This is a genomic window from Coriobacteriia bacterium (genome assembly GCA_013336165.1).
Taxonomy (GTDB): domain Bacteria; phylum Actinomycetota; class Coriobacteriia; order Anaerosomatales; family JAAXUF01; genus JAAXUF01.
In genome coordinates this window covers 144,553-170,720 of record JAAXUF010000004.1, presented here as the reverse complement: position 1 = coordinate 170,720, position 26,168 = coordinate 144,553, and the positions used below count along the sequence as shown (strand labels likewise).

The 26,168-nt window shown below is 62.9% G+C and carries 26 protein-coding genes and 1 pseudogene; 26 read left to right on the top strand and 1 reads right to left on the bottom strand.

Going from position 1 to position 26,168, the window contains the following annotated elements; all coding sequences use genetic code 11:
* Positions 1 to 129 precede the first annotated feature (129 nt).
* The 16 genes and pseudogenes from ftsE (at position 130) to HGA39_04795 (ending at position 12,182) form a co-directional block, all read left to right on the top strand.
* Positions 130 to 807 (top strand): cell division ATP-binding protein FtsE, encoded by a 678-nt coding sequence (gene ftsE / locus HGA39_04870; GenBank protein ID NTW28678.1) that lies wholly within the window; start codon positions 130 to 132, stop codon positions 805 to 807.
* The gene (locus tag HGA39_04865; GenBank protein ID NTW28677.1) at positions 797 to 1,705 is read left to right on the top strand and encodes an ABC transporter permease; all 909 of its coding nucleotides are present in this window, start codon (positions 797 to 799) and stop codon (positions 1,703 to 1,705) included. The genes ftsE and HGA39_04865 overlap by 11 nt, the downstream gene beginning before the upstream one ends.
* Before the next feature lie 49 nt (positions 1,706 to 1,754).
* Positions 1,755 to 2,951, top strand: coding sequence for a S41 family peptidase (locus HGA39_04860; GenBank protein ID NTW28676.1), 1,197 nt, complete (start codon positions 1,755 to 1,757; stop codon positions 2,949 to 2,951).
* Between the two features lie 15 nt (positions 2,952 to 2,966).
* Complete coding sequence (locus HGA39_04855) at positions 2,967 to 3,299, top strand: hypothetical protein (GenBank protein ID NTW28675.1); 333 nt, start codon at positions 2,967 to 2,969, stop codon at positions 3,297 to 3,299.
* 73 nt (positions 3,300 to 3,372) lie between these two features.
* Positions 3,373 to 3,666 carry a DUF1294 domain-containing protein gene (locus tag HGA39_04850; GenBank protein NTW28674.1) on the top strand — a complete coding sequence of 98 codons (294 nt, stop codon included), beginning with the start codon at positions 3,373 to 3,375 and terminating at the stop codon, positions 3,664 to 3,666.
* Between the two features lie 12 nt (positions 3,667 to 3,678).
* The gene (locus tag HGA39_04845; GenBank protein NTW28673.1) at positions 3,679 to 4,536 is read left to right on the top strand and encodes a hypothetical protein; all 858 of its coding nucleotides are present in this window, start codon (positions 3,679 to 3,681) and stop codon (positions 4,534 to 4,536) included.
* Between the two features lie 26 nt (positions 4,537 to 4,562).
* Positions 4,563 to 5,174, top strand: coding sequence for a hypothetical protein (locus HGA39_04840; GenBank protein NTW28672.1), 612 nt, complete (start codon positions 4,563 to 4,565; stop codon positions 5,172 to 5,174).
* Between the two features lie 165 nt (positions 5,175 to 5,339).
* Positions 5,340 to 5,630: a hypothetical protein gene (locus tag HGA39_04835; GenBank protein ID NTW28671.1), complete on the top strand. Its 291-nt coding sequence runs from the start codon at positions 5,340 to 5,342 to the stop codon at positions 5,628 to 5,630.
* Positions 5,631 to 5,712: 82 nt separating this feature from the next.
* Positions 5,713 to 6,144 (top strand): FKBP-type peptidyl-prolyl cis-trans isomerase, encoded by a 432-nt coding sequence (locus HGA39_04830; GenBank protein ID NTW28670.1) that lies wholly within the window; start codon positions 5,713 to 5,715, stop codon positions 6,142 to 6,144.
* Positions 6,145 to 6,209: 65 nt separating this feature from the next.
* Positions 6,210 to 6,749, top strand: a pseudogene (locus HGA39_04825) (carboxymuconolactone decarboxylase family protein).
* A gap of 97 nt (positions 6,750 to 6,846) precedes the next feature.
* Positions 6,847 to 7,134 carry a hypothetical protein gene (locus HGA39_04820; protein NTW28669.1) on the top strand — a complete coding sequence of 96 codons (288 nt, stop codon included), beginning with the start codon at positions 6,847 to 6,849 and terminating at the stop codon, positions 7,132 to 7,134.
* Between the two features lie 207 nt (positions 7,135 to 7,341).
* Complete coding sequence (gene nifV, locus HGA39_04815) at positions 7,342 to 8,514, top strand: homocitrate synthase (protein NTW28668.1); 1,173 nt, start codon at positions 7,342 to 7,344, stop codon at positions 8,512 to 8,514.
* A gap of 58 nt (positions 8,515 to 8,572) precedes the next feature.
* Positions 8,573 to 9,844 (top strand): 3-isopropylmalate dehydratase large subunit, encoded by a 1,272-nt coding sequence (locus HGA39_04810; GenBank protein ID NTW28667.1) that lies wholly within the window; start codon positions 8,573 to 8,575, stop codon positions 9,842 to 9,844.
* A complete protein-coding gene (locus tag HGA39_04805; protein ID NTW28666.1) occupies positions 9,845 to 10,345 on the top strand; it encodes a 3-isopropylmalate dehydratase small subunit in 501 nt (166 codons plus the stop codon).
* A 49-nt stretch (positions 10,346 to 10,394) separates the two neighbouring features.
* Positions 10,395 to 11,033 carry a hypothetical protein gene (locus HGA39_04800; protein ID NTW28665.1) on the top strand — a complete coding sequence of 213 codons (639 nt, stop codon included), beginning with the start codon at positions 10,395 to 10,397 and terminating at the stop codon, positions 11,031 to 11,033.
* Positions 11,034 to 11,090: 57 nt separating this feature from the next.
* Positions 11,091 to 12,182 carry an isocitrate/isopropylmalate dehydrogenase family protein gene (locus HGA39_04795; GenBank protein NTW28664.1) on the top strand — a complete coding sequence of 364 codons (1,092 nt, stop codon included), beginning with the start codon at positions 11,091 to 11,093 and terminating at the stop codon, positions 12,180 to 12,182.
* Positions 12,183 to 12,253: 71 nt separating this feature from the next.
* On the opposite strand, the gene HGA39_04790 is transcribed toward HGA39_04795, so the two are convergent.
* Complete coding sequence (locus HGA39_04790) at positions 12,254 to 13,177, bottom strand: polysaccharide deacetylase family protein (protein NTW28663.1); 924 nt, start codon at positions 13,175 to 13,177, stop codon at positions 12,254 to 12,256.
* Positions 13,178 to 13,799: 622 nt separating this feature from the next.
* On the opposite strand from HGA39_04790, the gene ilvD reads away from it, so the two are divergent.
* The 10 genes from ilvD to leuB all read left to right on the top strand — a co-directional run bounded on the left by ilvD (position 13,800) and on the right by leuB (position 26,143).
* Positions 13,800 to 15,467, top strand: a complete 1,668-nt coding sequence (gene ilvD, locus HGA39_04785; GenBank protein ID NTW28662.1) for a dihydroxy-acid dehydratase — start codon at positions 13,800 to 13,802, stop codon at positions 15,465 to 15,467.
* On the top strand, positions 15,464 to 17,218 hold the full coding sequence (ilvB, locus tag HGA39_04780) for a biosynthetic-type acetolactate synthase large subunit (GenBank protein ID NTW28661.1): 1,755 nt from the start codon (positions 15,464 to 15,466) through the stop codon (positions 17,216 to 17,218). Before ilvD ends, ilvB begins: the two co-directional genes overlap by 4 nt.
* Entirely contained in the window at positions 17,219 to 17,704 is a 486-nt protein-coding gene (gene ilvN / locus HGA39_04775) for an acetolactate synthase small subunit (GenBank protein ID NTW28660.1), read from the top strand.
* A 54-nt stretch (positions 17,705 to 17,758) separates the two neighbouring features.
* Positions 17,759 to 18,757, top strand: coding sequence for a ketol-acid reductoisomerase (gene ilvC, locus HGA39_04770; protein NTW28659.1), 999 nt, complete (start codon positions 17,759 to 17,761; stop codon positions 18,755 to 18,757).
* 60 nt (positions 18,758 to 18,817) lie between these two features.
* Positions 18,818 to 19,966 carry an alanine--glyoxylate aminotransferase family protein gene (locus HGA39_04765; GenBank protein NTW28658.1) on the top strand — a complete coding sequence of 383 codons (1,149 nt, stop codon included), beginning with the start codon at positions 18,818 to 18,820 and terminating at the stop codon, positions 19,964 to 19,966.
* An 11-nt stretch (positions 19,967 to 19,977) separates the two neighbouring features.
* Entirely contained in the window at positions 19,978 to 21,558 is a 1,581-nt protein-coding gene (locus HGA39_04760) for a phosphoglycerate dehydrogenase (protein ID NTW28657.1), read from the top strand.
* Positions 21,559 to 21,689: 131 nt separating this feature from the next.
* Positions 21,690 to 23,237: a 2-isopropylmalate synthase gene (locus HGA39_04755; GenBank protein NTW28656.1), complete on the top strand. Its 1,548-nt coding sequence runs from the start codon at positions 21,690 to 21,692 to the stop codon at positions 23,235 to 23,237.
* A 13-nt stretch (positions 23,238 to 23,250) separates the two neighbouring features.
* Positions 23,251 to 24,549, top strand: coding sequence for a 3-isopropylmalate dehydratase large subunit (gene leuC / locus HGA39_04750; protein ID NTW28655.1), 1,299 nt, complete (start codon positions 23,251 to 23,253; stop codon positions 24,547 to 24,549).
* The gene (gene leuD, locus HGA39_04745; GenBank protein NTW28654.1) at positions 24,546 to 25,040 is read left to right on the top strand and encodes a 3-isopropylmalate dehydratase small subunit; all 495 of its coding nucleotides are present in this window, start codon (positions 24,546 to 24,548) and stop codon (positions 25,038 to 25,040) included. The genes leuC and leuD overlap by 4 nt, the downstream gene beginning before the upstream one ends.
* Positions 25,041 to 25,042: 2 nt before the next feature.
* Positions 25,043 to 26,143, top strand: a complete 1,101-nt coding sequence (gene leuB / locus HGA39_04740; protein NTW28653.1) for a 3-isopropylmalate dehydrogenase — start codon at positions 25,043 to 25,045, stop codon at positions 26,141 to 26,143.
* Positions 26,144 to 26,168 lie beyond the last annotated feature (25 nt).

Genomic DNA, 26,168 nt, shown 5'->3' with positions numbered 1-26,168 from the left:
TTCCCGAAGGGAATCGTCACCAGGAAATGGAGCATCCCTGTGAGCGATCTGATCAGAACGCCGGCTGACCTTTCTGAAGGCACAGACATCCCGGTCAGTCTACCGAGAAGCGGCACCGCAGTCATCCAGATGCGAGGTGTTTCGAAGTCCTATCTCGACTCTCGTCCGGCTCTTGCCGACGTCAACCTTGAGATCAACTCGGGTGAGTTCGTCTTCATCGTGGGCCATTCGGGTTCCGGAAAGTCCACACTGATCCGTCTCATGCTGCGGGAGCTTCTTCCGTCGCGCGGGCAGATCATCGTGGCAGGGCAGGATCTGGCCAAGATGAAGAGCTGGAAGGTCCCGTACCTGCGGCGAAACATTGGGTGCGTGTTCCAGGACTTCAAGCTGCTGCCCAACAAGACCGCGTTCGAGAACGTCGCGTTTGCGCTCGAAGTCATCGGCAAGTCGCGTCACGTAATCCGTACGCAGGTTCCTGAGGTCTTGAGGCTCGTCGGGCTCGAGAGCAAGATCAACAACTATCCGGACGAGATGTCCGGGGGCGAGCAGCAGCGGGTCTCCATCGCGCGGGCGTTCGTGAACCGGCCGCCGCTCCTGCTGTGCGATGAGCCGACCGGCAACCTTGACCCGCAGACGTCGCTCGGGATCATGAAGCTGCTCGAGAGAATCAACAACACCGGCACGACCGTGATTGTCGCAACGCACGATCGCGACATGGTCGATAACATGCGCCGGCGCGTCATTGCCCTGGACAGCGGCAAGATCATCAGGGACCAGGACCGAGGGGTGTATGGCTATGTCGATTAATGTCGGGTACTTCCTTCGGGAGTCCATGCAGAACTTCAAGCGCAACTGGGTCATGACGCTAGGCGCCGTGATCACGATCTATCTGTCGCTTCTGCTTGTCGGCGTGTTCCTTGTCACGGGATCAATCGTTAACAGCGTGGTCAAGTCCGTTGAGGACAAGGTTTCCATCCAGATATTCCTGAAAGACGGCGCATCTTCAGATGACGTCAGTGCGCTTCAGAAGGCGTTGCTTGCCGATTCGATGGTCCAGGGTGTGGATTACACCAGCAAGACCGCAGCGTTGGCGAAGCTCAAGGAAGAGATGGGTTCGGAGATAACGGATCAGCTGGACGGAAATCCTCTGCCAGCTTCGCTCGATGTGACCCTGAAGGATACCCGCAACGTTGAAACGGTTGTCGCCTCGATCAAGGGCAACGCGCTGTTCACGAAGGTGGCGGATCATCCGGATGATCCTGAACAGTCTCTCAAGTACGGCCAGCAGATAGTCCGCCAGTTGTTTGCGGTCACGCAGGTGATTCGCTGGGTTGAGGCCGTGTTCGTGGGCATGCTTTCACTGGTGGCCCTCATATTCATCAATAACACCATTCGCCTTGCGATCTACGCACGCCGCAAGGAGATCGGCATCATGCGTCTCGTTGGGGCGAGCAACTGGTTCATCCGGACGCCATTCTTGCTTGAAGGGGTAGCGCAGGCCCTAGTAGGCGCCGCTCTCGCGATTGCGACGATAATTGGGCTGCAAAGCTTGGCCTTGCCTCGGCTTGGCGAGGCGCTGCCGTTCATGTCGGTGGCCTTCAGCGCAAGCTCGACGACTCAGGTCGCAGCGATCCTTGTGCTCGGCGGAGTGGTCATCGGACTTGCCGGTTCAGGATTCGCCATGCGTCGGTATATGAAGGTCTAGCTATTCCACATCGTTTTGTGTGCCATTCAGTCGAGGACGGAACGCATTCATGAAGAAGATGCCGAAGGTCTTGTTGACCATCTGGCTTGCCTTGGTGTTGGTTGCCGCCGGTTTCGCCGCTGGTTTTGCCGTCTCCAAGCTGCCGCAACTTGCGATGCTTGGCCTCACATCGACCAGTGATGTGGGCGCGAAGGTGAATGCGGTGAACAAGCTGTTGCAGAGCGACGCACTCAACCCGCCGAGCGAGACCTCGGCGACCGCTGGTTCGATCCAAGGGCTGCTGGACGCCACGGGTGACAAGTACGCGACGTACTTCGACGCCAAGAACTACGCATTGTTCAACCAGGACACACAGGGGTCGTTTGGCGGTATCGGCGTGGTTCTCGGCGAGAACAAGAACGGTCAAGCCTATGTTGTCGAGGTGTACGATGGCACCCCCGCGGCCAAGGTGGGGATGAAGGCCGATGACATCTTCTACGTGATCGCTGGCGACAAACGCGCCGGTTGGACATCGGACGAAGTCGTGAACCGCGTCCGCGGAGCGGTCGGGACCACGCTCGCGCTCACGATGCTGAGGCCTACTCCGGATGGGACGGGCGCTCCTACAGAGGTGAGCTTCACCATCACCCGTGAGCAGATAACTGTTCCCAACATCAAGACGGAGCTTAAGGGCACGGTAGGCTACATCCGCCTCGGACAGTTCAACGCTAATGCCGCGAACGACTTGAAGAAGGCCATACAGGATCTCACCGCCCAGGGCGCGAAGGGCTTCGTTTTCGATCTGCGCGACAATCCGGGCGGGCTTCTGGATCAGGCGATCGACGTCAGCTCGTTGTTCATCGCCAGCGGCCCAATCGTGCGGGTCGACCAGCGCGACAAGCCCGAAGAAGTGGCCAACGCGACCGGAGGCAAGATCACGGATGCCCCGCTGGTTGTGCTCATCAACGGCGACTCTGCTTCGGCGAGCGAGATCGTGGCCGGTGCGCTGCAGGATTACGGTCGCGCCAAGCTGGTCGGGGAGACGTCGTACGGCAAGGGAAGCGTGCAGACGATTGCAGAGCTGGGTGACGGTAGTGCGATCAAGTTCACGATCGCACACTACCTCACGCCCAACAAGCGCGCCATCGACGGAATCGGCTTGACTCCTGATGTGGAAGTCAAGATGGACGCAGCCGACGAGATGAGCGCGACTGCCGATACGCAACTCAATACCGCGCTGGACCTGATTCGCAGTCAGATCAAGTAGGCGAAAGAAGGACCCATGGCTCTTGATCTTAGGATGATAGCCACGATCGTAAGCGGCTTGGTGGAGGGCACCAAGCTGGTTTCGGCACAACTCCCGAAGAAGAGCGCCGGCACTTCCGACAACCGGAGTTCCTCCGACGTGCTCACAGGGCTTGAGTCGCGAATCGCGGCGGTCGAGACTCACGAGAAGGACCAAGATAGGTTGTTGCGGGGGCTGGCGGAGCAGCTGGAGAACCTCGTCGTGGCCAGCGAACAGCTGAATAGCAGAGTCAAGTTGCTGTTCGTGCTGTCGGCTGCTGCGTTCGTCCTCAGCGCCGGAACACTCCTCTTCGTCCTTCTGAGAGGCTGATCTCACAGATGCGCGTGAAGATCCGAGCCACAGGGGCCGATGAGCCTGCCTTGCCGACGCTGCCGGATTCACCATGCTGAGACAAGTCGGCCTCGCGTTGCTCGTCACATACGCAGTGCTGAGCGTACTGTTGTTCGCACTGTACGGTGCCGACAAGGCGGCTGCCAGACGAGGTGGCTGGCGCACACCGGAGGCGAGCCTTCATCTGCTCGCACTCCTGGGAGGCTGGCCGGGCGCATTGATCGCACGCCGCGTGTTCCGGCACAAGACGAAGAAGCAGCCGTTTCGAACCATCCTCTGGATCACGGTCGCAGCCAACTGCGCTGCGGTTGCGTGGCTGCTGGCAGTGACCCTCGGACCTCAATGAGGACAGAACCTGATGCATGACAACTCGGTGATTGCGACCATCATGATCTGCCCTGTGTGCGAGGCGCCGCTTGTCCACTCAGCTGCGACGTACGCATGCGCTTCTGGGCATTCGTTTGATGTCGCCCGCGAGGGATACGTCAATCTGCTTTCGTCACGCCAGACCAGAAGGGCGATCAACGGCGATTCTGCCGAGATGCTTTCGGCGCGGCGCAGCTTCTTGGACTCCGGATTCTATGAGCCGCTCCGCGAGTTCATCATCGGCTGGTCGGAGCAGGCCCTCGGGCGGCATCACGGCGGCGAAGCCAAACCGGTGGGCGTGCTCGAAGTCGGCTGCGGAGAGGGATACTACATCGGCGGGGCCGCGGCAGCGTGGGCGCATTCTGAAGGCGTCGCCTTTCTGGGAACCGACCTCTCCAAGATCGCGGCCAGAATGGCGGCCAGACGCTATCCGGACGTTTTCTTCTTCGTGGCCGATGTCAACGACCGGATCTGCGTGCGAGATGGATCCATCGGTCTTTTGCTCGACGTCTTTGCGCCCAGAAACCCCGACGAGTTCGCCCGCGTCCTTGCGCCGGGTGGCTCGGCTGTTATCGTTATCCCCGCACAGTCGCACTTGGCGGAGTTGAGATCCGGCTTGGGACTGCTCGACATCGAGGCCGAGAAGGAGGCGCGCCTGCTCGAGCGATTTGCGACGCAGTTCACCGTCGCGGATCGCTCCGAACTGGAGTTCCCCTTGGAACTGCCCCGCGCGGCCGCAAGTTGGCTGGTCGAGATGGGCCCCAGCCACCGGCATGCTCACGGGGAAGTCGTGGCAGCAACGACCTCGACGGTTGCGTCGTTCGTTATCCTGCATCTACGCCGGAAGTAACGGCCGATCATTATAGGAGGGCGAAAGTGGAGAAGCGCGATCTCAAAAAGGAACTTCGGCACTTGTACGGCCCGTCTGTTCGGGAGGTAGTACCGGTAGAGGTTCCCGCGATGAACTTCCTGATGATCGATGGCGAGGGTGACCCCAACACCTCCCCGGCGTATGCCGAAGCGGTCGAGGCGCTGTTCGCCCTGTCCTATGCGCTCAAGTTCGCGATGAAGAAGGGTCCCTTGGCCATCGACTATGGAGTGATGCCGCTCGAAGGACTGTGGTGGGCAGACGACATGTCCAGCTTCACAACGGCTGAGAAGTCCGGCTGGAAGTGGACGATGATGATCATGCAGCCGGATCCTGTAGGTGTGGATCTGTTCAAGCAGACTCTGGTGACACTCGATCAGAAGAAGGTTCTTCCCGCGTTGCGGGCACTACGGTTCGAAACGTTGGCGGAGGGACTGTCGGCACAGGTGATGCACGTCGGCCCCTTCGCCGACGAAGGACCAACGATAGACCGAGTTCATGAGTTCATCAGGCTGTCGGGACACGAGCGTTTTGGCAAACATCACGAGATCTATCTGAGCGACGTCAGAAAAGCGGCCCCGTCCGCATGGAAAACGATCATTCGTCAGCCGATGCGGTGATGGCCGCCAAGGGAATAGTCGCTAGAGAGCGTTCGCACTCTAGCCGCATGATGCAATCCGTTCATCAGCGACAGGCAGGGGCAAAAGGTGAATCGTTCAATTGCCAGCTCCATCGATGACTACGTCGCTCAATTTCCTATCGCGACACAGAAGGCGCTAGAAGAAATGCGAGCGCTTATCAGGGCGTCTGCGCCCGATGCCACCGAGAAGATCAGCTACGCGATGCCCACATTCGACCTGAACGGCAGACATCTTGTGCATTTCGCTGGATACGAAAAACACATTGGATTCTATCCGATTCCAACCGGAATCGAAGCGTTCAAAAAAGACCTTGCGCCCTACAAGATGGGGAAAGGGTCAGTGCAGTTCCCGCTCGGCAGTCCGCTGCCAACGGAACTGATCCGAAAGATCGTGGAATTCCGAGTCAAAGAGAACGCACGCAAGGTGCCTGAGTAGTGCAGGCGGGCGGCGTGTGCGGCAGTCTTCGGAGGTTGATGTATTGAAGCGATTCTTGTTGGTGTCGGTAGTTGCGTTGTGCATGGTGGTCATTGTTGCTGTGGGCGGGTGCTCAGGTGCTCCGTCCTCGGCGCAGAAATCGCAGACACAAGCCGATGTCTCCGCCAGTTCCGAAGCCACACCGCAGGCTACCAGCCTCATAGTCGTCGACGAAGCTGTCGGCTCCGGTGCTGTCGCCAAGAACGGCGACAAGGTGACCGTCAACTACACCGGCTGGCTCACGAACGGCACCAAGTTCGACTCGTCATACAGCAGGAACGAGCCGTTCTCGTTCACCCTTGGGGCGGGTCAGGTCATTGCGGGATGGGACCAAGGGGTTTCAGGAATGAAGGTCGGCGGAAAGCGCAAACTCACGATTCCGCCCAGCTTGGGGTATGGAGCGCGGGGAGCTGGCGGGGTTATTCCCTCCAACGCAACACTGATATTCGAAGTGGAGCTCTTGAAGATCAACTAGCGATCCGATCGATTGCGTACCGCTGCTTGGCGGGACGAATCGTACTGAGAGCGGGCAGTGCACACATGAAAGCCTACATCGATCCACCGGGAAGAATGCCTCTGATATTGCGCCTCGGCACGTGGATAGCGGAACGCAAGACCGGCAAGACGATGCTGCCCGCCCGCATTCTCGCGTGGTATCCCAAGGCGGCCATCGGAGCCGGCGTCATGGAGAGCCTCGTCGCCCACGAAGAGGGCAGGGCCACCGCGCGGCTGCTCAAGCTTCTGCGGATGCAAGTCTCCTTCATGGCGTCCTGTCCTTTCTGTATCGACATGAATTCGGTTGAGTTCGCAGAATCCGGTATCAGCGAGAGCGAAATCGAGGCTCTGCAGGAGAGACGGAGCCTCGACGAGCTTCAGAGCTTCAGCCAAGAAGAGAAGCTGGCACTGAAGTACGCCCGAGCTCTCACGGCAACGCCGGTCAGAATCGATCCGGAGTTGCTGGAGGAAGTGCTCGCGGTCTTCTCGGAACGCGAACTGGTTGTGATAGCCAGCACGATCGCTCAGGTGAACTACTGGACCCGCATGATCCGGGGACTGGGAATACCGCCGGCGGGTTTCTCGGCGAGCTGTTCTGTCCTTCGGATTGAAGAGTACGCAGCTCAAGGTGGGAGCCAGGCTAGCACGCACGCATCAGTCAGTCAGCGGGAAGGGGCAAGCCATGTCAGCGAAGCGTCGGATTACTGAAGAAGAAGCACGCCAGGTGGGTGGCGCACTGCAGTTGGACTGGGGTCAGGTCGACTTCGGGCAGTTCCGCCGCGGGATCGAAGTTGAACTCGAGCATGGAGCTCGGGACCCGGAGACCAACGTCACCGATGACGATCTGAATGTCACCGGCAAGATTGCCTGGGCGCACCTCAAGGAGTTTGCGGACTATTACACGCGTCTGGACAAGATGGAAGCCGAGGCAGACGAGTACTGGGCGTCGCGACGTCCTGAGAGTCTCTAGGGTTCAGCTCGCCGTGCCCGAGATCCCGCGTCTTCTTCCTCGATTCTCCTGACAGCCCCGTCCTCCTGAAGTACAATGTCTGTTCACGCTGGTGGCTTATGCCCTCAGCACTGATGAGTTTACTCTTTTGGGCCGCGCACCATTCGGCCCTCAAGGCCCCTGAAGGGTAGGAGGTTCGTGCACGTGGAAACGACGAAGATCTGGGAGTTGCCCGTCGAGAGTTATCTTGGCACGCGACCCATCTACTTGGACGACACGACCCTTCGTGACGGCGAACAGACAGCCGGCGTGGTCTTCACCAACGCCGAGAAGGTCGCTATTGCCAAGATGCTCGACGAGATCGGCGTCCACCAGATCGAAGCAGGCATCCCCGTCATGGGCGGCGATGAGCGCGAAGTCATTGAAGAGATTGCGCATCTCGGCCTGAAGGCTTCGGTCCTCGGCTGGAACAGGGCGTCGATCCCGGACATTCAGACCTCCATAGACTGCGGCGTCGACGCGGTCGCCATTTCGCTTGCGACCAGCGACATCCACATACAGACCAAGCTTCAGAAGGACCGCGCCTGGGTCCTGAACTCGATCCGCGAATCAGTCGCCTTCGCCAAGAGCCATGGCGTCTACGTCTCGGTAAACGCCGAGGACGCCTCACGCACGGAGTTCGGTTTCCTGCTGGAGTATGCCAAGGCCGCCAAGGCCGAGGGCGCCGATCGCCTTCGCTTCTGCGACACGATCGGCTGCATGGAGCCCCTTCGTACGTACAAGGTGATCAAGGAGCTCGTCGAGCAGACCGGTCTCGACATCGAGATGCACACGCACAACGACTTCGGTATGGCTGTCGCCAACGCCATCGCGGGCATCCACGGTGGCGCGTCGTGGGTCAACGTCACGATCGGTGGTCTCGGTGAGCGTGCCGGCAACGCCGCGCTCGAGGAAGTCGTCATGGCCCTCAAGTACGTTGAGGCGCTCAACATCGGCATCGAAACCGAGCGGTTCCGCGAGATCACGGACTACGTCATGCGTGCAGCCGGTCGCACGATCCCGGCTTGGAAGGCGGTTGTCGGCTCCAACATGTTCGCGCATGAGAGCGGCATACACGTCGACGGCGTCATGAAGAACCCCAAGACCTACGAGATCTTCTCGCCAGAAGAGGTGGGCCTGGTCAGGCAGATCGTGGTGGGCAAGCACTCCGGTTCGCGCACGGTCGAGATGAAGTTCGCCGAGTACGGCATCGAGATCTCCCGCGAGGACGCCAACGCTATTCTGCCGACGATTCGCCACTTGAACGTCGAGTTGCATCGCCCGCTTTTCGACAAGGAACTCGTCGCGATCTACACCGACTACAGGGCCGCTCAGCTCGCTTCCGGCGGTGCTGTCGAGTAACCATTTTCCACCTGCGCGTCTGTATCGCCCGCCCGAAAGCACTGGAGGCTGATCGCTCTTGTCCGGTAAGACCATCGCCGAGAAGATCTTCTCGGCTCATTCAGGCACCGACGCCTACGCCGGTGACATTGTCGTTGCGGACGTCGACTTCGTGATGGGGCAGGACGGCACCTCGCCGCTGGCCATCAAGGCGCTCGAGCGCATGGGCGTGGACCGCGTCTTCGATCCTGCCAAAGTCGCGCTCGTCATCGACCACAGCTCGCCGTCGCCGCTCGAAGGCGTCAGCGCCCTGCACACGATGATGCGCGATTTCGGCGTCAATACCGGCGCGAAGGTCTACGATGTCGGCTGCGGCGTATGCCACCAGCTCATCCCCGAGGCCGGACACGTCGTGCCGGGCGACCTGATGGTCGGATGCGACTCGCATACCTGCACGTACGGGGCGCTCAACGTCTTCTCGACGGGTGTGGGTTCGACCGACGGCGCCGCGGCGATGGCAGCGGGCAAGCTGTGGTTCAAGGTGCCCGAGACTATCAAGGTCACGTTCGACGGTGCGCTGAATCCCGGTGTCTTCAGTAAGGACCTCATCCTGGCTCTCGCCGGCAAGATCGGCGCGGACGGTGCGACCTATAAGGCGCTGGAGTTCTCCGGTTCCACGATCGACGGACTGTCGGTGGATGCGCGCATGACGATCTCCAACATGGCGATCGAAGTGGGCGCGAAGGCGGGCCTCATGTCCGCCGACGACAAGACGCTTGCCTGGTTTGAGGGCCGCGGCACGCGCGTACCGGCGGTTGTGGCGCCTGACGCCGATGCGGTCTACTGCGAGACGCTCGAGTTCGACACCGCCAAGATCGGTCCGCAGGTCGCCAAGCCGCACGCGGTGGACAACGTCTCGCCGATCGAAGAGGTCGAGGGCACGCCGATCGCACAGGGCTTCATCGGCACGTGCACCAACGGTCGCCTCGAAGACCTCGGCATTGCGGCGGGGATCCTCAAGGGCCGCAAGGTCAAAGACGGCGTTCGCCTGATCGTGGCGCCTGCGAGCAAGCGGATCTTCCTGGATGCTATGGCTGCCGGTTACATCCAGACGCTTGTCGAGGCCGGCGCCGCGGTGGTCACGCCCGGATGCGGGCCTTGCGTGGGTACGCACAACGGCGTGCCGAGCGATGGCGAGAACGTCATCTCCACGGCCAACCGCAACTTCAAGGGCCGCATGGGCAACAGCAATGCGTTCATCTACCTCGGCAGTCCCGCCACGGTGGTCGCCTCCGTGATCGAGGGCAAGATCACAGATCCGCGGAAGTATTTTGTGGGAGGGGAGCTTTAGATGATGTTTCGGGCCAAAGCCTTCAAGTTCGGGGATGACGTCAATACCGACTACATCATCTCCGGCAAGTACAAGTTCAAGTCCGCGGACATGGAAGCCATGGCCGTGCATGCGATGGAGGAGCTCGACCCCAACTATTTCGCGAAGGTGAAGCCGGAAGGCGGGTTCCTCGTGGCGGGATCGAACTTCGGCATGGGATCGAGCCGCGAGCAGGCTCCGCTCGTGCTCATCCACTCGAACACCGTGGCGGTGCTCGCGAAGAGCTTCGCGCGCATCTTTTACCGCAACGCCATCAACACCGGCCTTCCGGTCGTCGAGTGCGACACCGATCTCATCGCCGAGGGCGACGAGCTTGAGGTCGATCTCGAAAGTGGCGTTGTCAAAAACGTCACAACGGGTATCGATATTCCGTTCCCGCCGTTGCCTGCCGTCATGGCGCAACTGCTGGCCGACGGTGGACTGGTCGAGCATTTCAAGAAGCACGGCGGTTTCAATCTCTAAGCGCCTGCTGTTGCACGGCGGGGCTTCCAAGACTTTAGGAGTGCACAACATGGCCGAGGCGAACAAAGGCGTGCCATCAAGCGCCGAGACGAAAGAACTCGCCATTCGGGCTGCGGGCGACGAGGCGCTGCTGCGCCAGATCGTCGACGCGCTCGCGGGTGACGACCGGCGGGCACGCCAGCTTTCGGCAAGCGTGATCCACGAGATCGCTCTGCACGATCCAACCGTTCTCAAGGAGTTCTCTGCTGAGCTGGCAGACGCCTTGCATCGTCCCGAATTGCAGACTCGCTGGGAGATCCTCGGCGTGTTCGAGAAACTGGTGGCCGTCGACGCGCGTGCCGTTGACAAGGCGCTCGCGGGTGCCGAGACGGCTCTTCACGACGAGGAGTCGGGCGTCGTGCGGCTGGCTGCGTTCCGTCTGCTCTGCGCCTACGGCGCCACCACTGAGAGGCGTTCCGAGCGCGTGTGGCCGCTCATCGACGAGGCGATCCGCTGCTACCACGGTGACGCCGAGTTCCAGTCGATGCTCACCAGCGTCTACCGTCTCGTACTGGGCGGGGCATCCGACGAGGTCAAGATCGCCGCAGCCGAGCGCATGGCGTTTGACGCCGAGAACGGCAAAGGCCTGCTGAAGCGCCGCGCCAGAAGCATCGTCGAGTGCGCGCCCAAGAATCGCCCCAAAAAGTAGCACCAGCCGGAGGCGGGCGCTGTGACCCGCCGTCGACCAATACAGGAGGTACCTCGCATGGCCAAGCACACGGTGACACTCATCCCCGGTGATGGAATCGGCCCGGAGATCACGACTGCGATGCGTCGCGTGGTCGAAGCGACCGGCGTTGACATCGAGTGGGAGATCGCCGACGCCGGCGAGCACGTCATGGCCCAGCACGGCACGCCGCTTCCCGACTACGTGATCGAATCGGTCCGCAAGAACAAGGTGGCTATCAAAGGCCCCGTCACCACGCCGGTCGGCACCGGTTTCCGCAGCGTCAATGTCGCGCTGCGCAAGGCACTCGACCTCTATGTGAACCTTCGCCCGGCGTTTTCGATCCCCGGTACCGGCGCTCGCTACGACGACGTCGACATCGTGATCGTGCGCGAAAACACCGAGGACCTCTACGCCGGCATCGAGTTCGAGCAGGGCACCCCCGAAGCTCTCGCCCTCATCGACTTCGTCGCCGAGAAGGGCGCGGGCACCATCCGCCGAGACTCCGGCATCTCGCTCAAGCCGATCTCGATCACCGGCTCGGAGCGCATCGTGCGCTATGCGTTCGAGTACGCGCTGGCCAACGGCCGCAAGAAGGTCACCGCCGTGCACAAGGCGAACATCCTGAAGTTCTCCGACGGCCTCTACCTCGAGGTCGCGCGCCGCGTGGCCGCCGAGTACGAGGGCCGCGGCGTTGAGTTCGAGGACCGCATCGTCGACGCGACGTGCATGGGCCTCGTGCTGCATCCCGAGGACTTCGACGTTCTCGTGCTGCCGAACCTCTACGGCGACATAATCTCAGACCTCGCTGCAGGGCTCATCGGCGGGCTTGGCATGGCACCAGGTGCCAACATCGGTGCCGAGTGCGCGGTGTTCGAGCCGGTCCACGGCTCGGCCCCCAAGTACGCAGGCAAGGACATGGCCAACCCCACTGCCGAGATCCTCACCGCCGCGCTCATGCTACAGCACCTCGGTGAGCATGCTGCCGCCGAGAAGATCCTCACCGGCGTGCGTGCGGTGCTGGCTGAGGGAGAGCACGTCACTTACGACATTCGTCGCACCAACACCGGAAGCACCGAGGGAGCCGTCGGCACGCAGGCCTACGCGGATGCGATCATCGCGACGTTTTAGGAGGCGCAACTACAAGAGATCCAGTAAGAGGGCCCTTAGGGGTCCTCTTTGTCTCTCAGTGCTCCCGCTTCTTAGGGCTGTGAGTCCGCGATCAGCTCTGAGATCGTCACGAACTCGAAGCCCTGAGCCTTAAGCTCGGGTAGCAGGCGTTTGAGCGCCTCGTAGGTATTCGGGGAACCCCAGTGGCCGAGGATGATGTCACCGGGCTTGATGCCTCCTGCCACGACAGCGTCGTAGACCTTCTGAGGCGTGGGATTGGTCATCGAGTCACCAAACGACCGGTTCCACAGGATGATCTTGTACCCGAGCTTCGCCGCCACGGTCTTGACCGTGGTGTTCGTTGCTCCTCCGGGAGGCCGCATGTAGGGCGCCTGATTGCCGGTGACGGATGAGATGAGCTGTTGGTCCTTCGTGAGCTCGGCCTCGACCTGCGCTGCGGAGAGCTTGGTCAGATCCGCGTGGCTCCACGTATGGTTCGCGATCTCGAACCCGTCGTTGTTAAGGCGCTCAAGGATCGGCTTGTTGCTGGTCGCCCACGCGCCGAGAAGGAACACGGTGCACTTCGCGTTGTACTTCTCGAGGAGATCCAGCATTGGCAGCTGGAAGCCGTAGCCATCATCGAAGGTGAACGCGATGTACTTGTGCTTGGGCTTGAGACTCGAGATGACGGTGGGTGTCGTTGCAGGTGCGCCCGGGTACGGGACTGCGGCCAGCTGGACGGCAGTCTGTACGACGGGAATAGGCGCAGGCGCGGGCTCGGGGGCGGGTGTCGGCGTGGGAGCGGAGGAGGCAGGAGCAGAGGAGGTTGTGGGCGGCGACTGCGAAGGCTGCGCATGCGCTGCGCGAGAACGCTGCAAGCTAATGACGCCCCACGCGACGATTGCGATGAGCAGGCACAGCACCAGTGAAGCCGCGACCGTGCGGCCTGCACGGACGCGCCTGTTGTGGGTAACGCGCTCGGCGCGTGTGGCGGTGCGATCTGTCCTGCCAGGCATCTTCGAAGATCTCCCCATTGGAAATGGTGCTGCGCCTTGTTCCTCGTGAGTCTGACAGCTTACAGGATCGCACACTGTGCCTGCATGTGTTCTAGCAAGAAGCGTTCCGCAGCCGTTTCTCGGCAGTTGCCTTAAGCAGGGGCGTTGCGCTAGTATCCAACCCTAACCGAACAGCAAGAATGGCGCTGACGGGGACAGTAGGGGCTAATCCCTCTCCAGAGAGCCGGGCATTGGTGGAAGCCCGGCGCGGGACGCTTCGAAATCTCACCCCTGAGCCACCCGGAAGAACAGCCTCCAGCCGTACGCGGACGACCTTCGTTAGACTGGCGGGCCAAGTAGATCGGGTCGGTGGCATCCGTTACCTGCCGTACGAGTGGGCGTCTGCCAATCGCGACATCGTTGTCGACGAGAGGATCCAGACGCCAAGCGGGGTGGTACCGCGGAAGCATCGCTTTCGTCCCGGCACGGGGCGACTGCATGCGCTTTCGCGGTATTGTTGTCTCGTGACCCTGCTTACCCGAATGTGTGCCGGCATCGATGCCGAGGCAAGCGGGACTCACATCGTGCGGCCGGTTCATCGGCAGCCTTCGACCTGCGAGAAGAAGCGGGAAGGGCGATGACGATGAGGCTTGTGAGCGACCGCATGAAAGAGGGCCCGGCAAGGGCCCCGCACCGAAGCCTGCTCAAGGCCGACGGCTTCACCGACGAGGAGATTGCGCGGCCGCTTGTGGCCGTCATCAACTCGGCCAACGAGATCATTCCCGGTCATCTCATGCTCGACAAGATCGGCGCGGCCGTGAAGGCCGGCGTCATCATGGCCGGCGGAACCCCCATCGAGATCTCCACCATCGGCGTATGCGACGGCATCGCGATGAACCACGCCGGAATGCGGTACTCGCTCGCGAGCCGCGAGACGATCGCCGATTCGGTCGAGATCGCGGTTGCGGCACATTCGTTTGACGCCGTCGTGCTGATCCCCAACTGCGACAAGGTTATCCCAGGGATGCTCATGGCCGCTGCACGGCTCGACCTGCCCACGATCGTGATCTCCGGTGGCCCGATGCTTGCGGGGCGTGGTCCCAAGGGTGAGGCAGTCGATCTCGATACCGTGTTTACCGCAGTTGGCAAGGTCGCTGCGGGCACGATGGACGCCGAGGAGCTGTGCCAGCTCGAGGACAACGCGTGCCCCACATGCGGCTCGTGTGCAGGGCTGTTCACCGCCAATTCCATGAACTGCCTCACCGAGGCGATCGGCATGGCGCTGCCGGGCAACGGCACCGTCCCCGCTGTCTACTCGGAGCGCATCCGGCTCGCCAAGAAGGCCGGCATGCGCATCATGGGACTGCTGCGCGAGGACGTGACCGCTCGGCAGATCATGACGCCGGCGGCCATCCGAAACGCGATGACGCTCGACATGGCGTTTGGCGGCAGCTCGAACACGGTGCTGCACCTCACCGCCATAGCTCATGAGGCGCAAGCCGACATCACGCTTGACGACTGGGCGGCAGTGAGTGCGAAGACTCCGAACTTGGTGCGCATCAGCCCGGCGAGCGATCTGCATATGGAAGACCTCTATCACGTCGGCGGCATTCCGACGATCATGCGCGAGCTTAACCGGCGAGGGCTGATCGAGCGCGATACCCTCACCGTGTCGGGCAGGACCGCCGGCGAGACCGCCGACGCTGCGGCACCGGCTGATGGGCGCGTCGTGCGCGCCATCGACGAGCCCTACTACGCCGAGGGTGGCCTGCGCGTCATGCGCGGCAACATCGCGCCCGATGGCGCCGTGGTCAAGCAGTCGGCGGTCGCCCCTGCGATGCGCGTGCACACCGGTCCGGCGCGCATCTTCGAGTCCGAGGACGATGCGACCGCGGCGGTTCTCGGCGGCACGATTGTGGCGGGCGACGTCGTCGTCATCCGCTACGAGGGGCCGAAGGGCGGGCCGGGCATGCGCGAGATGCTGACGCCCACATCGGCGATCTCGGGGATGGGGCTATCCACCAGCGTGGCGCTCATCACCGATGGTAGATTCAGCGGCGCAACCAAGGGCCCGGCCGTCGGCCACGTGAGTCCGGAGGCTGCCGTGGGTGGGCCCATCGCACTCATCGCCGAGGGCGACTCGATCACGGTCGACATTGATGCCGCGCTGCTCACACTCAACGTCGACGACGCCGAGCTGGCCGTCCGCAGGGCCGCGTGGCACGAACCGGCGCCGCGATTCACGACGGGCGTACTGGCGCGGTATGCGAAACAGGTTTCCGGTGCGGACAAGGGGGCGGTGCTTTCATGAGCGAGCGAATGACAGGCGCGCAGGCGCTGGTGCGATCGCTGGAGCTGGAGGGCGTGACCACGCTGTTCGGTTATCCCGGCGGCGTCGCACTGCCGATCTTTGATGCGCTATACGACTCGGCGCAGGTGCACGTGCTGCTGCCTCGTCACGAGCAGGCGGCCGTACATGCGGCGGATGGCTACGCGCGCGTCACCGGCAAGCCGGGTGTTGTGCTGGTGACCAGCGGCCCGGGAGCGACCAACACGATCACGGGTCTTGCGAACGCCTATATGGATTCGGTGCCGATGGTTGTGTTCACCGCGCAGGTCGCTCAGTCGGTCCTGGGCACGGATGCGTTCCAGGAGTCCGACATCACGGGCATCACGCTGCCCATCACAAAACACAGCTACCTCGTCAGGAACCCCGACGATCTGGCCGAGACGATCCGGGAGGCGTTCCTGATCGCAACGACCGGACGCCCCGGCCCCGTGCTGATCGACGTGCCCGTCGACGTGAGCAAGGCGGAATTCGACTTCGTCTGGCCGGAGCACGTGAATCTGCCCGGTTACAAGCCCACGGTCCGCGGCCACATCAAGCAGATCAAACAGGCTGCGGCGCTCATCGCCGAGGCCCGCAAGCCGCTGCTCTACGTAGGCGGCGGAGTGTTGGCCTCCGGTGGCTGGAAGGAGCTCAAGGAGCTTGCCGAGCTCATGCAGCTGCCGGTGGCTACGACGCTGATGGGCAAGGGCGCCTTCCCCGAGGACCACTATCTCTCAATCGGAATGCCCGGCATGCATGGCGCGAAGTACACCAACTTCGCCATCACAGACACAGACCTGCTCATCGCGGTAGGCGTGCGGTTCGACGACCGCGTGACCGGGAAGCTCTCGGCGTTCGCCGCAAAAGCCAGGGTGATCCACATCGACGTCGATCCGGCCGAGATCGGCAAGAACAAAACCGTCGACATGCCGGTCGTGGGGGATGCCAAACAGGTTCTGGCGGGACTGGTCGCCGAACTGCGCAAGGCCGACGCCGAGCCCAGGACCGAAGGCTGGATGAATGCGATCGACGACTGGCGCCGTCAGTTTCCGCTGCACTACCTCCACAATACCGAAGAGATCATGCCTGAGTTCGCCATCGAGACGATTCAGCGCATTACGCGCGATCGCAAGCGTGTCATCACTACCGAAGTCGGGCAGCATCAGATGTGGGCGTGCCAGTACATACACGTCACGGAGCCGCGCACGTGGTGCTCCTCGGGGGGGCTCGGCACGATGGGGTTCGGGTTCCCGGCGGCGATCGGCGCACAGCTCGGCGCGCCGGACCACCTCGTCATCGACATCGCGGGTGATGGTTCTATCCAGATGAACAGCCAGGAAATGGCGACTGCGGCGATCAATGGGCTCCCGGTCAAAGTGGTCGTGCTCAACAACGGGTATCTCGGCATGGTCAGGCAGTGGCAGGAGCTGTTTTACGGGCACCGCTACTCATCGTCCACGCTGGCGCAGGACTGCCCGGACTTCGTGAAGCTCGCCGATGCGTACGGCTGGAAGGGCTACCGGGTCTCTGACCCGGCACTTCTCGAGGCGACGCTGCGCGAGGCTTTCGACGCCGAGGGTCCCGCAATCATCGACGTCCGCGTTGTGCGCGAGGAATGCGTGTACCCGATGGTCGCACCCGGCGGCTCTATCGACGAGATGCTCGGCGGCGTGCCGGGCGGACCGGTGTCCGACATGCTCGATGACGACCTGATCAAGGAGGTGTGGGAGTAGATGAAGCACACACTGTCGGTTCTGGTCGAAAACAGGGCCGGTGTCCTCACGCGGGTGACTTCACTTTTCGCGCGGCGGGGATTCAACATCGACTCGCTTGCTGTGGGACCCACCGAGGACCCGACGCTGTCGCGGATCACGATCGTGGTGAGCGCCGAGGACACGCCGGTCGAGCAGATCACCAAGCAGCTGCACAAGCTCATCAACGTCATCAAGATCCAGGATCTTCATCCTGCCGAGTCCATCGATCGTGAGTTGGTGCTGTTCAAGGTGAACGCGGCGCCTGAACGACGTCACGAGATCATCGAAATCGCTAATGTGTTTCGGGCCAAGATCATCGACGTAGGTCGCAACTCGCTCACGATCGAGGCGACGGGCGCCTCGGACAAGCTGCAGGCGATGGAAGATCTCTTCCGTGGCTACGGAATCAAGGAACTCGCACGTACGGGGAAAATAGCGCTATCGCGCGGTTCGCGGGACAGCTAACAAACGCACGGGGCAGACTCAAGAAGACTACTACGAAAGAAAGGCGACACCACCATGGCGACCATCTACTACGAGAGTGACTGCGACCCGGCCCTCATTCGTACCAAGAAAGTTGCGATCATCGGCTACGGCAGCCAAGGCCATGCACATGCGCTGAACCTGCACGATTCAGGCGTGGACGTGCGCGTCGGCCTACGCACCGGTTCCAAGAGTTGGGACAAGGCCAAGGAGGCCGGTCTCAAGGTCATGACCGTACGCGACGCTGCTGCCGAGGCCGATCTCATCATGATCCTCACACCTGATGAGACTCAGGCGCACACGTACTACACCGAGATCCACGAGTCGATGGCCGCAGGCAAGGCGCTCGCGTTCGCCCACGGTTTCAACATCCGCTTCGACGCGATCACGCCGCCGGAAGATGTCGACGTCATCATGATCGCCCCCAAGGGCCCCGGCCACATGGTTCGCCGAGTCTACACTGAGGGCTCCGGCGTCCCCAACGTCATCGCCGTCCATCAGGACGCGACGGGGACAGCCATGGAGCTCGCGAAATCCTACGCATGGGGCATCGGCGGCGCGCGCGCCGGCGTCATCGAGACCACCTTCACCGAGGAGACCGAGACCGATCTCTTCGGCGAGCAGGTCGTGCTGTGCGGCGGCCTGACCCACCTCATCGAGGCGGGCTTCGACACGCTGGTCGAGGCGGGCTACCAGCCGGAGATCGCGTATTTCGAGTGTCTGCATGAGGTCAAGCTCATCGTCGACCTCATGTTTGAGGGCGGCATGGCCAAGATGCGCGACTCGATCTCGAACACCGCCGAGTACGGCGACTACTACACCGGCCCCAAGATCATCACCGATGACACGCGTCAGGCGATGGCCGAGGCGCTGTGGAACATCCAGAACGGCACGTTCGCCCGCGACTGGATCCTTGAGAACAAGGCCGGCCAACCGTGGTTCAAGTCGATGCGCCGCATTCATGCCGAGGCATATGTCGAAGAAGTCGGCAGCGAACTGCGATCGATGTTCTCGTGGATCAAGAAGGACGCCTAAGTCCTCAAGAGCACCTTCCAAAGTGACCTGTCAGCACTCACAAGAGGGGAGCACCAAGCGATGCAAAAGAAGTACCTGATGACCCCGGGTCCCACGCCCGTACCTGCGGAGGTTCTACTCGCGCAGGCGCGGCCGATGATTCACCACCGTACCCCCGATTTCTCGGCGATCCTGCGGGGCGTCGTCAACGACCTGAAGTACGTGTTCCAGACGGAAGAAAGCGATGTCATCCTGCTCGCGTGCTCAGGCACAGGCGCGATGGAGTCCGCGATCGCGAACTGCTTCTCGGCGGGCGACACGCTCATCGTGGCGCGCAATGGCAAGTTCGGTGACCGGATGGTCACCATTTCTCAGGTCTACGGCTTGAACGTCATCGATTTGCGCTACGAGTGGACGCAGGTCGTCCGCGCCGAGGACATCGCCGGAGTGCTCGCCGAGCACCCCGAGGTGCGTGGCGTCATCGTCACGCAGTCGGAGACGTCGAGCGGCGTGCTCAACGACGTCAAGGCAATCGGCGAGATCTGCAAGGGTTATCCGGAGTGCGTACTGATCGTCGACTCGATCACCGGCATCGGTGCGGTGGACTGCAAGACCGACGAGTGGGGTCTCGACGTCGTCATGACCGGCTCGCAGAAGGGGCTCATGCTCCCGCCGGGTCTGGCGGCACTCACCGTGTCGCCCAAGGCATGGCGTGCCTACGAGAGATCCAACCTGCCGAAGTTCTACTTCGACTGGAAGAAATACGCCAAGAACCTCGAGAAGGACACGACGCCGTTTACGCCGCCTGTCTCGCTCATCATCGGCTTGGGCGAGTCCTTGAAGATGATGCGTGAAGAGGGCATCGAGAACGTGATCGCCCGCCACTCGCGTCTCGCCGAGGCCACACGCAAGGGCTGCGAGGCGCTCGGCTTGAAGCTTTTCGCGCCGGAGGAAGGCCGCGGCAGTGCGGTCACGCCGGTGTGGGTGCCGGAGGGCATCAATGGCAAATCGATCGAGAAGATCATGAAAGACAAGCATGGCGTGACCATCGCGGGCGGCCAGGACGACTACGTCGGCAAGATCATCCGCATTGGCCACCTCGGCTACTTTGGAGATTTCGACATCATCGTGACGCTCGCAGCGCTTGAGATGACGCTCGCCCAGCTCGGCTACGAGTTCGAGCGTGGCGCAGGTATCAAGGCCGCCGAGACCGTCTTCATGGAAGGGTAGGCTGGAAAACAATGAGGGTACTGGTAGCTGAGAAAATCGCCGACGGCGGCATCGAGCTTCTGCGCTCGAAGTTCGATGTCGATGTCATCACCGACTTGACGCCTGAAGGGCTCGTGCGCGTCATTCCGTCGTACGACGCGCTCATCGTGCGCTCGGCCACGCGCGCCACGCGCGAGGTCATCGAGGCCGGCAAGAACTTAAAGATCGTCGGCCGCGCCGGCGTGGGCGTGGACAACGTCGACGTCGATGCGGCCACTGAGCGCGGCGTCATCGTCTGCAACGCGCCGACCTCCAACGTCATCTCCGCCGCCGAGCAGACCATGGCGCTCCTGATGGCCGTTGCCCGCAAGACGCCGCAGGCCAACGCCTCGATGCACGCCGGCAAGTGGGAGCGCTCAAAGTTCACCGGAGCCGAGCTCTACGAGAAGACTCTCGCGATCTTCGGCCTGGGCCGCATCGGCTCACTCGTCGCCGAGCGCGCCCGCGCCTTCGGTATGAACATCATCGGCTACGATCCCTACACCTCAGAAGAGCGCGCCGCCAAGATGGGCGTCAAGCTCTACAAGACAATTGACGAGATCCTGCCGCTGGCCGACTTCATCACCGTGCACCTTCCCAAGACGAAGGAAACGATCGGCATGTTCGGGCCTGAGCGTTTTGCGGTGATGAAGAAGGGCGTCCGCCTCATCAACACCGCCCGCGGAGGCATCTATCAGACCGAGGCGCTCGCCGACGCCGTGCGCAGTGGGCACGTCGCCGGCGCGGGGATCGACGTCTTCGAGGTCGAGCCGTGCACGGATTCGCCGCTGATGGAGCTCGAGAACGTCATCCTAACGCCGCACCTCGGCGCCTCCACCCGTGAGGCTCAGGATCGCGCCGGCCTGCAGATCGCGGAGTACGTCGCGCTGGGTCTCGAGGGCCGCATGGTTCCGACAGCCGTCAACGTCGCGCCGATCTCGCCTGAGGTTCTTGAGAAGGTCGGCCCCTACATCGATCTCGCGCAGAGCATGGGTGAGGTGCTGGCCCAACTCGCCCGCGGTGGCATCGACAAGATCGACGTCCTCACCGTCGGCGCACTTGCCGAGGACGACACCCGCATTCTGCGCACAGCTGCCGTCAAGGGCCTGCTCACGCATGTCAGCGACGAGACCGTGAACTTCGTCAACGCCGAATATCTTGCCGAGCAGCGCGGAGTGGAGGTCACCGAGACCAAGCGTCCCGAGGTGCATGACTACGTCTCGCTTCTGGCACTGCGTTCCGTCACGCCGCGGGGGCCGGTCGAGCTTGCTGCAGCGCTCATCGGCAAGAACGACGAGCCCCGTCTGGTGTCGGTGTTCGGCTACGATCTCGACATGGCTCCGAGCCACAACATGGCGTTCTTCATCTACCCCGACCGCCCCGGCATGATCGGCAAGGTCGGCACGATCCTGGGCGGCGCCGAGATCAACATCGGCTCCATGCAGGTCGGCCGCAAGGAGGCCGGCGGGCAGGCGCTCATGGCGCTGACCATCGACGCTCCACTGTCGCCCGAAGTACTCGCAACGATCACCGCCGAGGCCGGCATGGACGACGCGTGGTACGTGGAGCTGTGAGGAACCTGATGCCGCATACGCGATCCGCGCGGATCGTGGCGAATCGACTTATCGGGCCGGCGGCCGGATTCTTTCCTGCCGTCGGCATCGACAACTCGAGTGTGTCAACACGCGGATAGGAGATGGGCATCATGAGCACCGATAAGATCTACATATTCGACACCACCCTGCGCGATGGCGAGCAGTCACCGGGCGCATCCATGAACACCGAAGAGAAGCTCGAGATAGCTCGCGAGTTGGTGCGCCTCAAGGTCGACGTGATCGAGGCCGGATTCCCGGCCTCCAGCCCCGGCGACTTCGAGAGCGTGCGCAGGATCGCCGCCGAGGTGGGTGACGCCGCCGTGGTCTGCGCGCTGACCCGCGCGGTCCCGCACGACATCGAAGTCGCCGCCGATGCGCTCAAGGGCGCCAAACGCCCCCGTATCCACACCGGCATCGGCGTCTCGGAATCGCACCTGCGCGACAAGCTGCGAATCTCCGAGGACGAGGCGATCGAGCGTGCGGTAGCGGCCGTCAAGCTCGCCCGCACCTACGTCGACGACGTCGAGTTCTACGCCGAGGATGCCGCGCGCGCCGTGCCCGCCTACCTGTATCGCATGATCCAGGCGGTTGTGAGGGCGGGAGCGACGGTCGTCAACATTCCCGACACGACCGGTTACACCTATCCTGCCGAGTTCGGCTCTCTGATCTCGGGGCTGGTACGCGAGGTCGTTGGGATCGAGAACGTCATTATCTCCGTGCACTGTCACAACGACCTCGGCATGGCGACCGCGAACGCTCTTGCGGGAGTGGCGGCAGGCGCTAGGCAGATCGAGTGCACGATCAACGGCATCGGCGAGCGCGCCGGCAACACCGCCATGGAGGAAGTCGTCATGGCGATCCGCCAGCGCGGTGACCTGCTCGGCGTGCATACGGATGTCAACGCGCGGGAGTTCGTGCGCGCTTCGCGTCTGGTGTCGAGCATCACCGGAATGTCGGTGCAGCCCAACAAAGCGATCGTGGGCGCCAACGCGTTCGCGCATTCGAGCGGCATCCACCAGGACGGTGTGCTCAAGGTGCGCTCCACCTACGAGATCATCGATCCCGTGGACGTGGGTGCCGGCGGCACGTCGATCGTGCTGACCGCGCGCTCGGGCCGTCATGCGCTGCGCCACAGGCTGGAAGAGCTCGGCTACGCACTGCCGGACGGCGAGTTCGAGCGCGTGCATACGGCGTTCCTCGAGCTGGCGGACCGCAAGAAGGAAGTCTACGACGAGGACCTTGAGGCGCTCGTCGGCGAGAGTGAGCGCACGGTGAACGAGGTCTACCACCTCGCGCAGGTGCACTTCACGAGCGGCGAGCCCGGCATCCCCACAGCCACGGTCGAGCTGGTGACCAAGGACGGCGAGCACTTCATCGACTCGAGCCACGGCACCGGCCCGGTCGACGCCGTCTACAAGGCGATCAACAGGATCGTGCACGTGGAAAACGACCTCTCGGAGTTCTCGGTCAAGGGCGTCACGCGTGGCATCGATGCGCTGGGCGAGGTCACCATTCGCGTGACGTCGTCAGACGGCCGCGTGTTCACCGGCCGAGGCGCGCACTCGGACATCATTGTCGCCTCGGCGAAGGCCTATACCAACGCGCTAAACCGCCTGCTTGTCGCGCAGGATGCCCGCACTGTCGAAGAGTCGATCTAGGAGGAGCCTACAGATGCCCCGCCCGATGACCATGACCGAGAAGATCCTCGCCGCTCACGCTGGCCTTGAAGAAGTTGAGCCCGGGCAGCTCATCAACTGCCGCCTCGACCTCGTGCTGGCAAACGACGTCACGGCGCCCATCGCAATCAAGGAGTTCCGCAAGGTGGGACTGGCGAGCGTGTGGGATCCGACGAAGGTCGCGCTCGTGCCCGACCACTACACGCCCAATAAAGACATCAAATCCGCCGAGCAGGCCAAAATGGTTCGCGAGTTCGCGCGCGAGCAGAAGATCACGCACTACTACGAGATCGGCTGCATGGGCGTGGAGCACGCGCTCTTGCCTGAGCAGGGCGTGGTCGGCCCCGGCGACGTCATCATCGGCGCTGACTCGCACACCTGCACGTACGGCGCGCTCGGCGCGTTTGCGACCGGCGTGGGCTCAACCGACGCTGCCGCAGGAATGGCGACGGGGGAGGCGTGGTTCAAGGTCCCGTCGTCGATCAAGTTCGTCGTGGATGGCGAGCTGGGCCCGTGGGTCTGCGGCAAGGACATCATCCTGCATATCATCGGCATGATCGGCGTGGATGGCGCGCTCTATCAGTCGATGGAGTTCACCGGCTCGACGATCGATGCGCTGGGCATGGACGACCGCATGACGATCTGCAACATGGCGATCGAAGCCGGCGGCAAGAGCGGCATCATCGCCGTCGACGACACGACCCGCGCCTACGTGACTGGCCGAGCCGAGCGCCCGTGGACCGAGTACCACTCGGACCCCGATGCGGAGTACGCGCGCGTCATCGAGATCGACGCCGCGACTATTCCGCCGACGGTGGCCTTCCCGCACCTGCCGAGCAACACGCGCCCGGTGGCCCAGGCCCGCGACATCACCGTCGACCAGGTCGTCATCGGCTCGTGCACCAACGGCCGCATCGAGGACATGCGCATCGCCGCAAGCGTACTGAAGGGCCGCAAGGTCCACGAGAACGTGCGCCTGATCATCATTCCGGCGACCCAGCAGGTCTACCGCGACTGCATGCATGAGGGGCTGACCGACATCTTCCTCGACGCCGGCGCCGCGGTCTCCACGCCGACATGCGGGCCTTGTCTCGGCGGGCACATGGGCATCCTGGCGGCGGGGGAGCGCGCGCTTGCGACCACGAACCGCAACTTCGTCGGACGCATGGGCGACCCCACGAGCGAGGTCTACCTGGCTTCGCCCGCCGTTGCCGCCGCGACCGCGGTGCTCGGCCACATCGCACTTCCGGAAGACCTCTCGCCCGCAACAGACTCGGACGGAGCAGCCTCATGAAGTTCACCGGCACGGCACATAAGTACGGCCGAGACGTCGACACCGACGTCATCATCCCGGCTCGCTATCTGAACACCTCGGATCCCGCCGAGCTCGCCAAGCACTGCATGGAGGACCTCGACGCCGGGTTTGTCGGCAAGGTGGTGGCGGGTGACATCCTCGTCGCCGATGAGAACTTCGGCTGCGGTTCGAGCCGCGAGCACGCGCCGATCGCGATCAAGGCCGCCGGCGTCTCCGTGGTCATCGCGAAGAGCTTCGCGCGCATCTTCTATCGCAACGCCATCAACACCGGGCTTCCGATCATGGAGGCGCCTGACGCGGTCGACGGCATCCGCGACGGCGACGTCGTGAGCGTGGACGCCGACTCCGGCACCATCACGAATGAGACGACCGGCGCGGTGTTCACGGCCCAGCCGTTCCCGCCGTTCATCAAGGACATCATCGAAGGCGGCGGGCTCATTGAGGCCGTGAAGAAGAGGGTGAGTCTGTGACGGTGCATACCATCTGCCTGCTCCCAGGCGACGGAATCGGCCCCGAGATCACCGCCGAGGCTGTCAAGGTGCTGGACGCGATCGGCGCGAAGTATGGCGTGACGTGGCGGTTCGAGGGTGCGCTTCTCGGCGGGGCTGCGATTGATGCGACGGGGACGGCGCTGCCGGAAGCGACGCTGGCGGCTGCGAAGGCGGCCGACGCGGTGCTGCTCGCGGCGATCGGCGGGCCGAAGTGGGACACGACGGACCCGGCACAACCGCGTCCGGAGCAGGGGCTTCTCGGCATCCGGAAGGAGTTGGGACTCTATGCGAATCTGAGGCCGGTGCGCATCTTCGACGCGCTGCTCGATGCCTCGAGCCTCAAGCCCGAGTACCTCGCGGGCGTGGATATGCTGATCGTACGTGAGCTGACCGGCGGGCTGTACTTCGGCGCGCGAGCGCGTGAGGTCGACGTGCCCGGTGCGGGCGTGGACGGCGCGGCAGGCATGCGCGCCTACGACACGATGGAGTACCGCGAGTTCGAGATCGAGCGCATCGCGCGGACAGCGTTCGAGGCCGCGCGCGGGCGCCGCAAGCGTGTGCACAGCGTCGACAAGGCGAACGTGCTTGAGACGAGCCGCCTGTGGCGCGAAGTCGTGCACCGCGTGGCAGCGGAGTATCCGGGCATCGAGCTTGTCGACCAGCTGGTCGACAACTCGGCGATGCAGCTTGTGCGGGCACCTGCGCAGTTCGATGTGATGGTGACCGAGAACATGTTCGGCGACATTCTTTCCGACGAGGCGTCGATGCTCACCGGGTCGCTCGGCATGCTCGCGAGCGCGAGTCTCGGCGACGGGACGGCGCTCTACGAGCCCAGCCACGGCTCGGCGCCCGACATCGCGGGTCTCGGCGTGGCGAACCCGCTTGCGATGCTGCTCTCAGTCGAGCTCATGCTGCGACACAGCTTCGCGATGGACGCGGCTGCCGATGAACTCGCTGCAGTGATCGATCGCATTCTCGCGGAGGGCTGGCGGACGCGCGACATCGCATCGGCTGAGACGCCGGCCGAGCGCATCGTCGGCACGCAGGCGATGGGAGATCTGGTGGCCGAGGCGATACTGTAGAAGATAGGGACTGCCGCGGGCACGC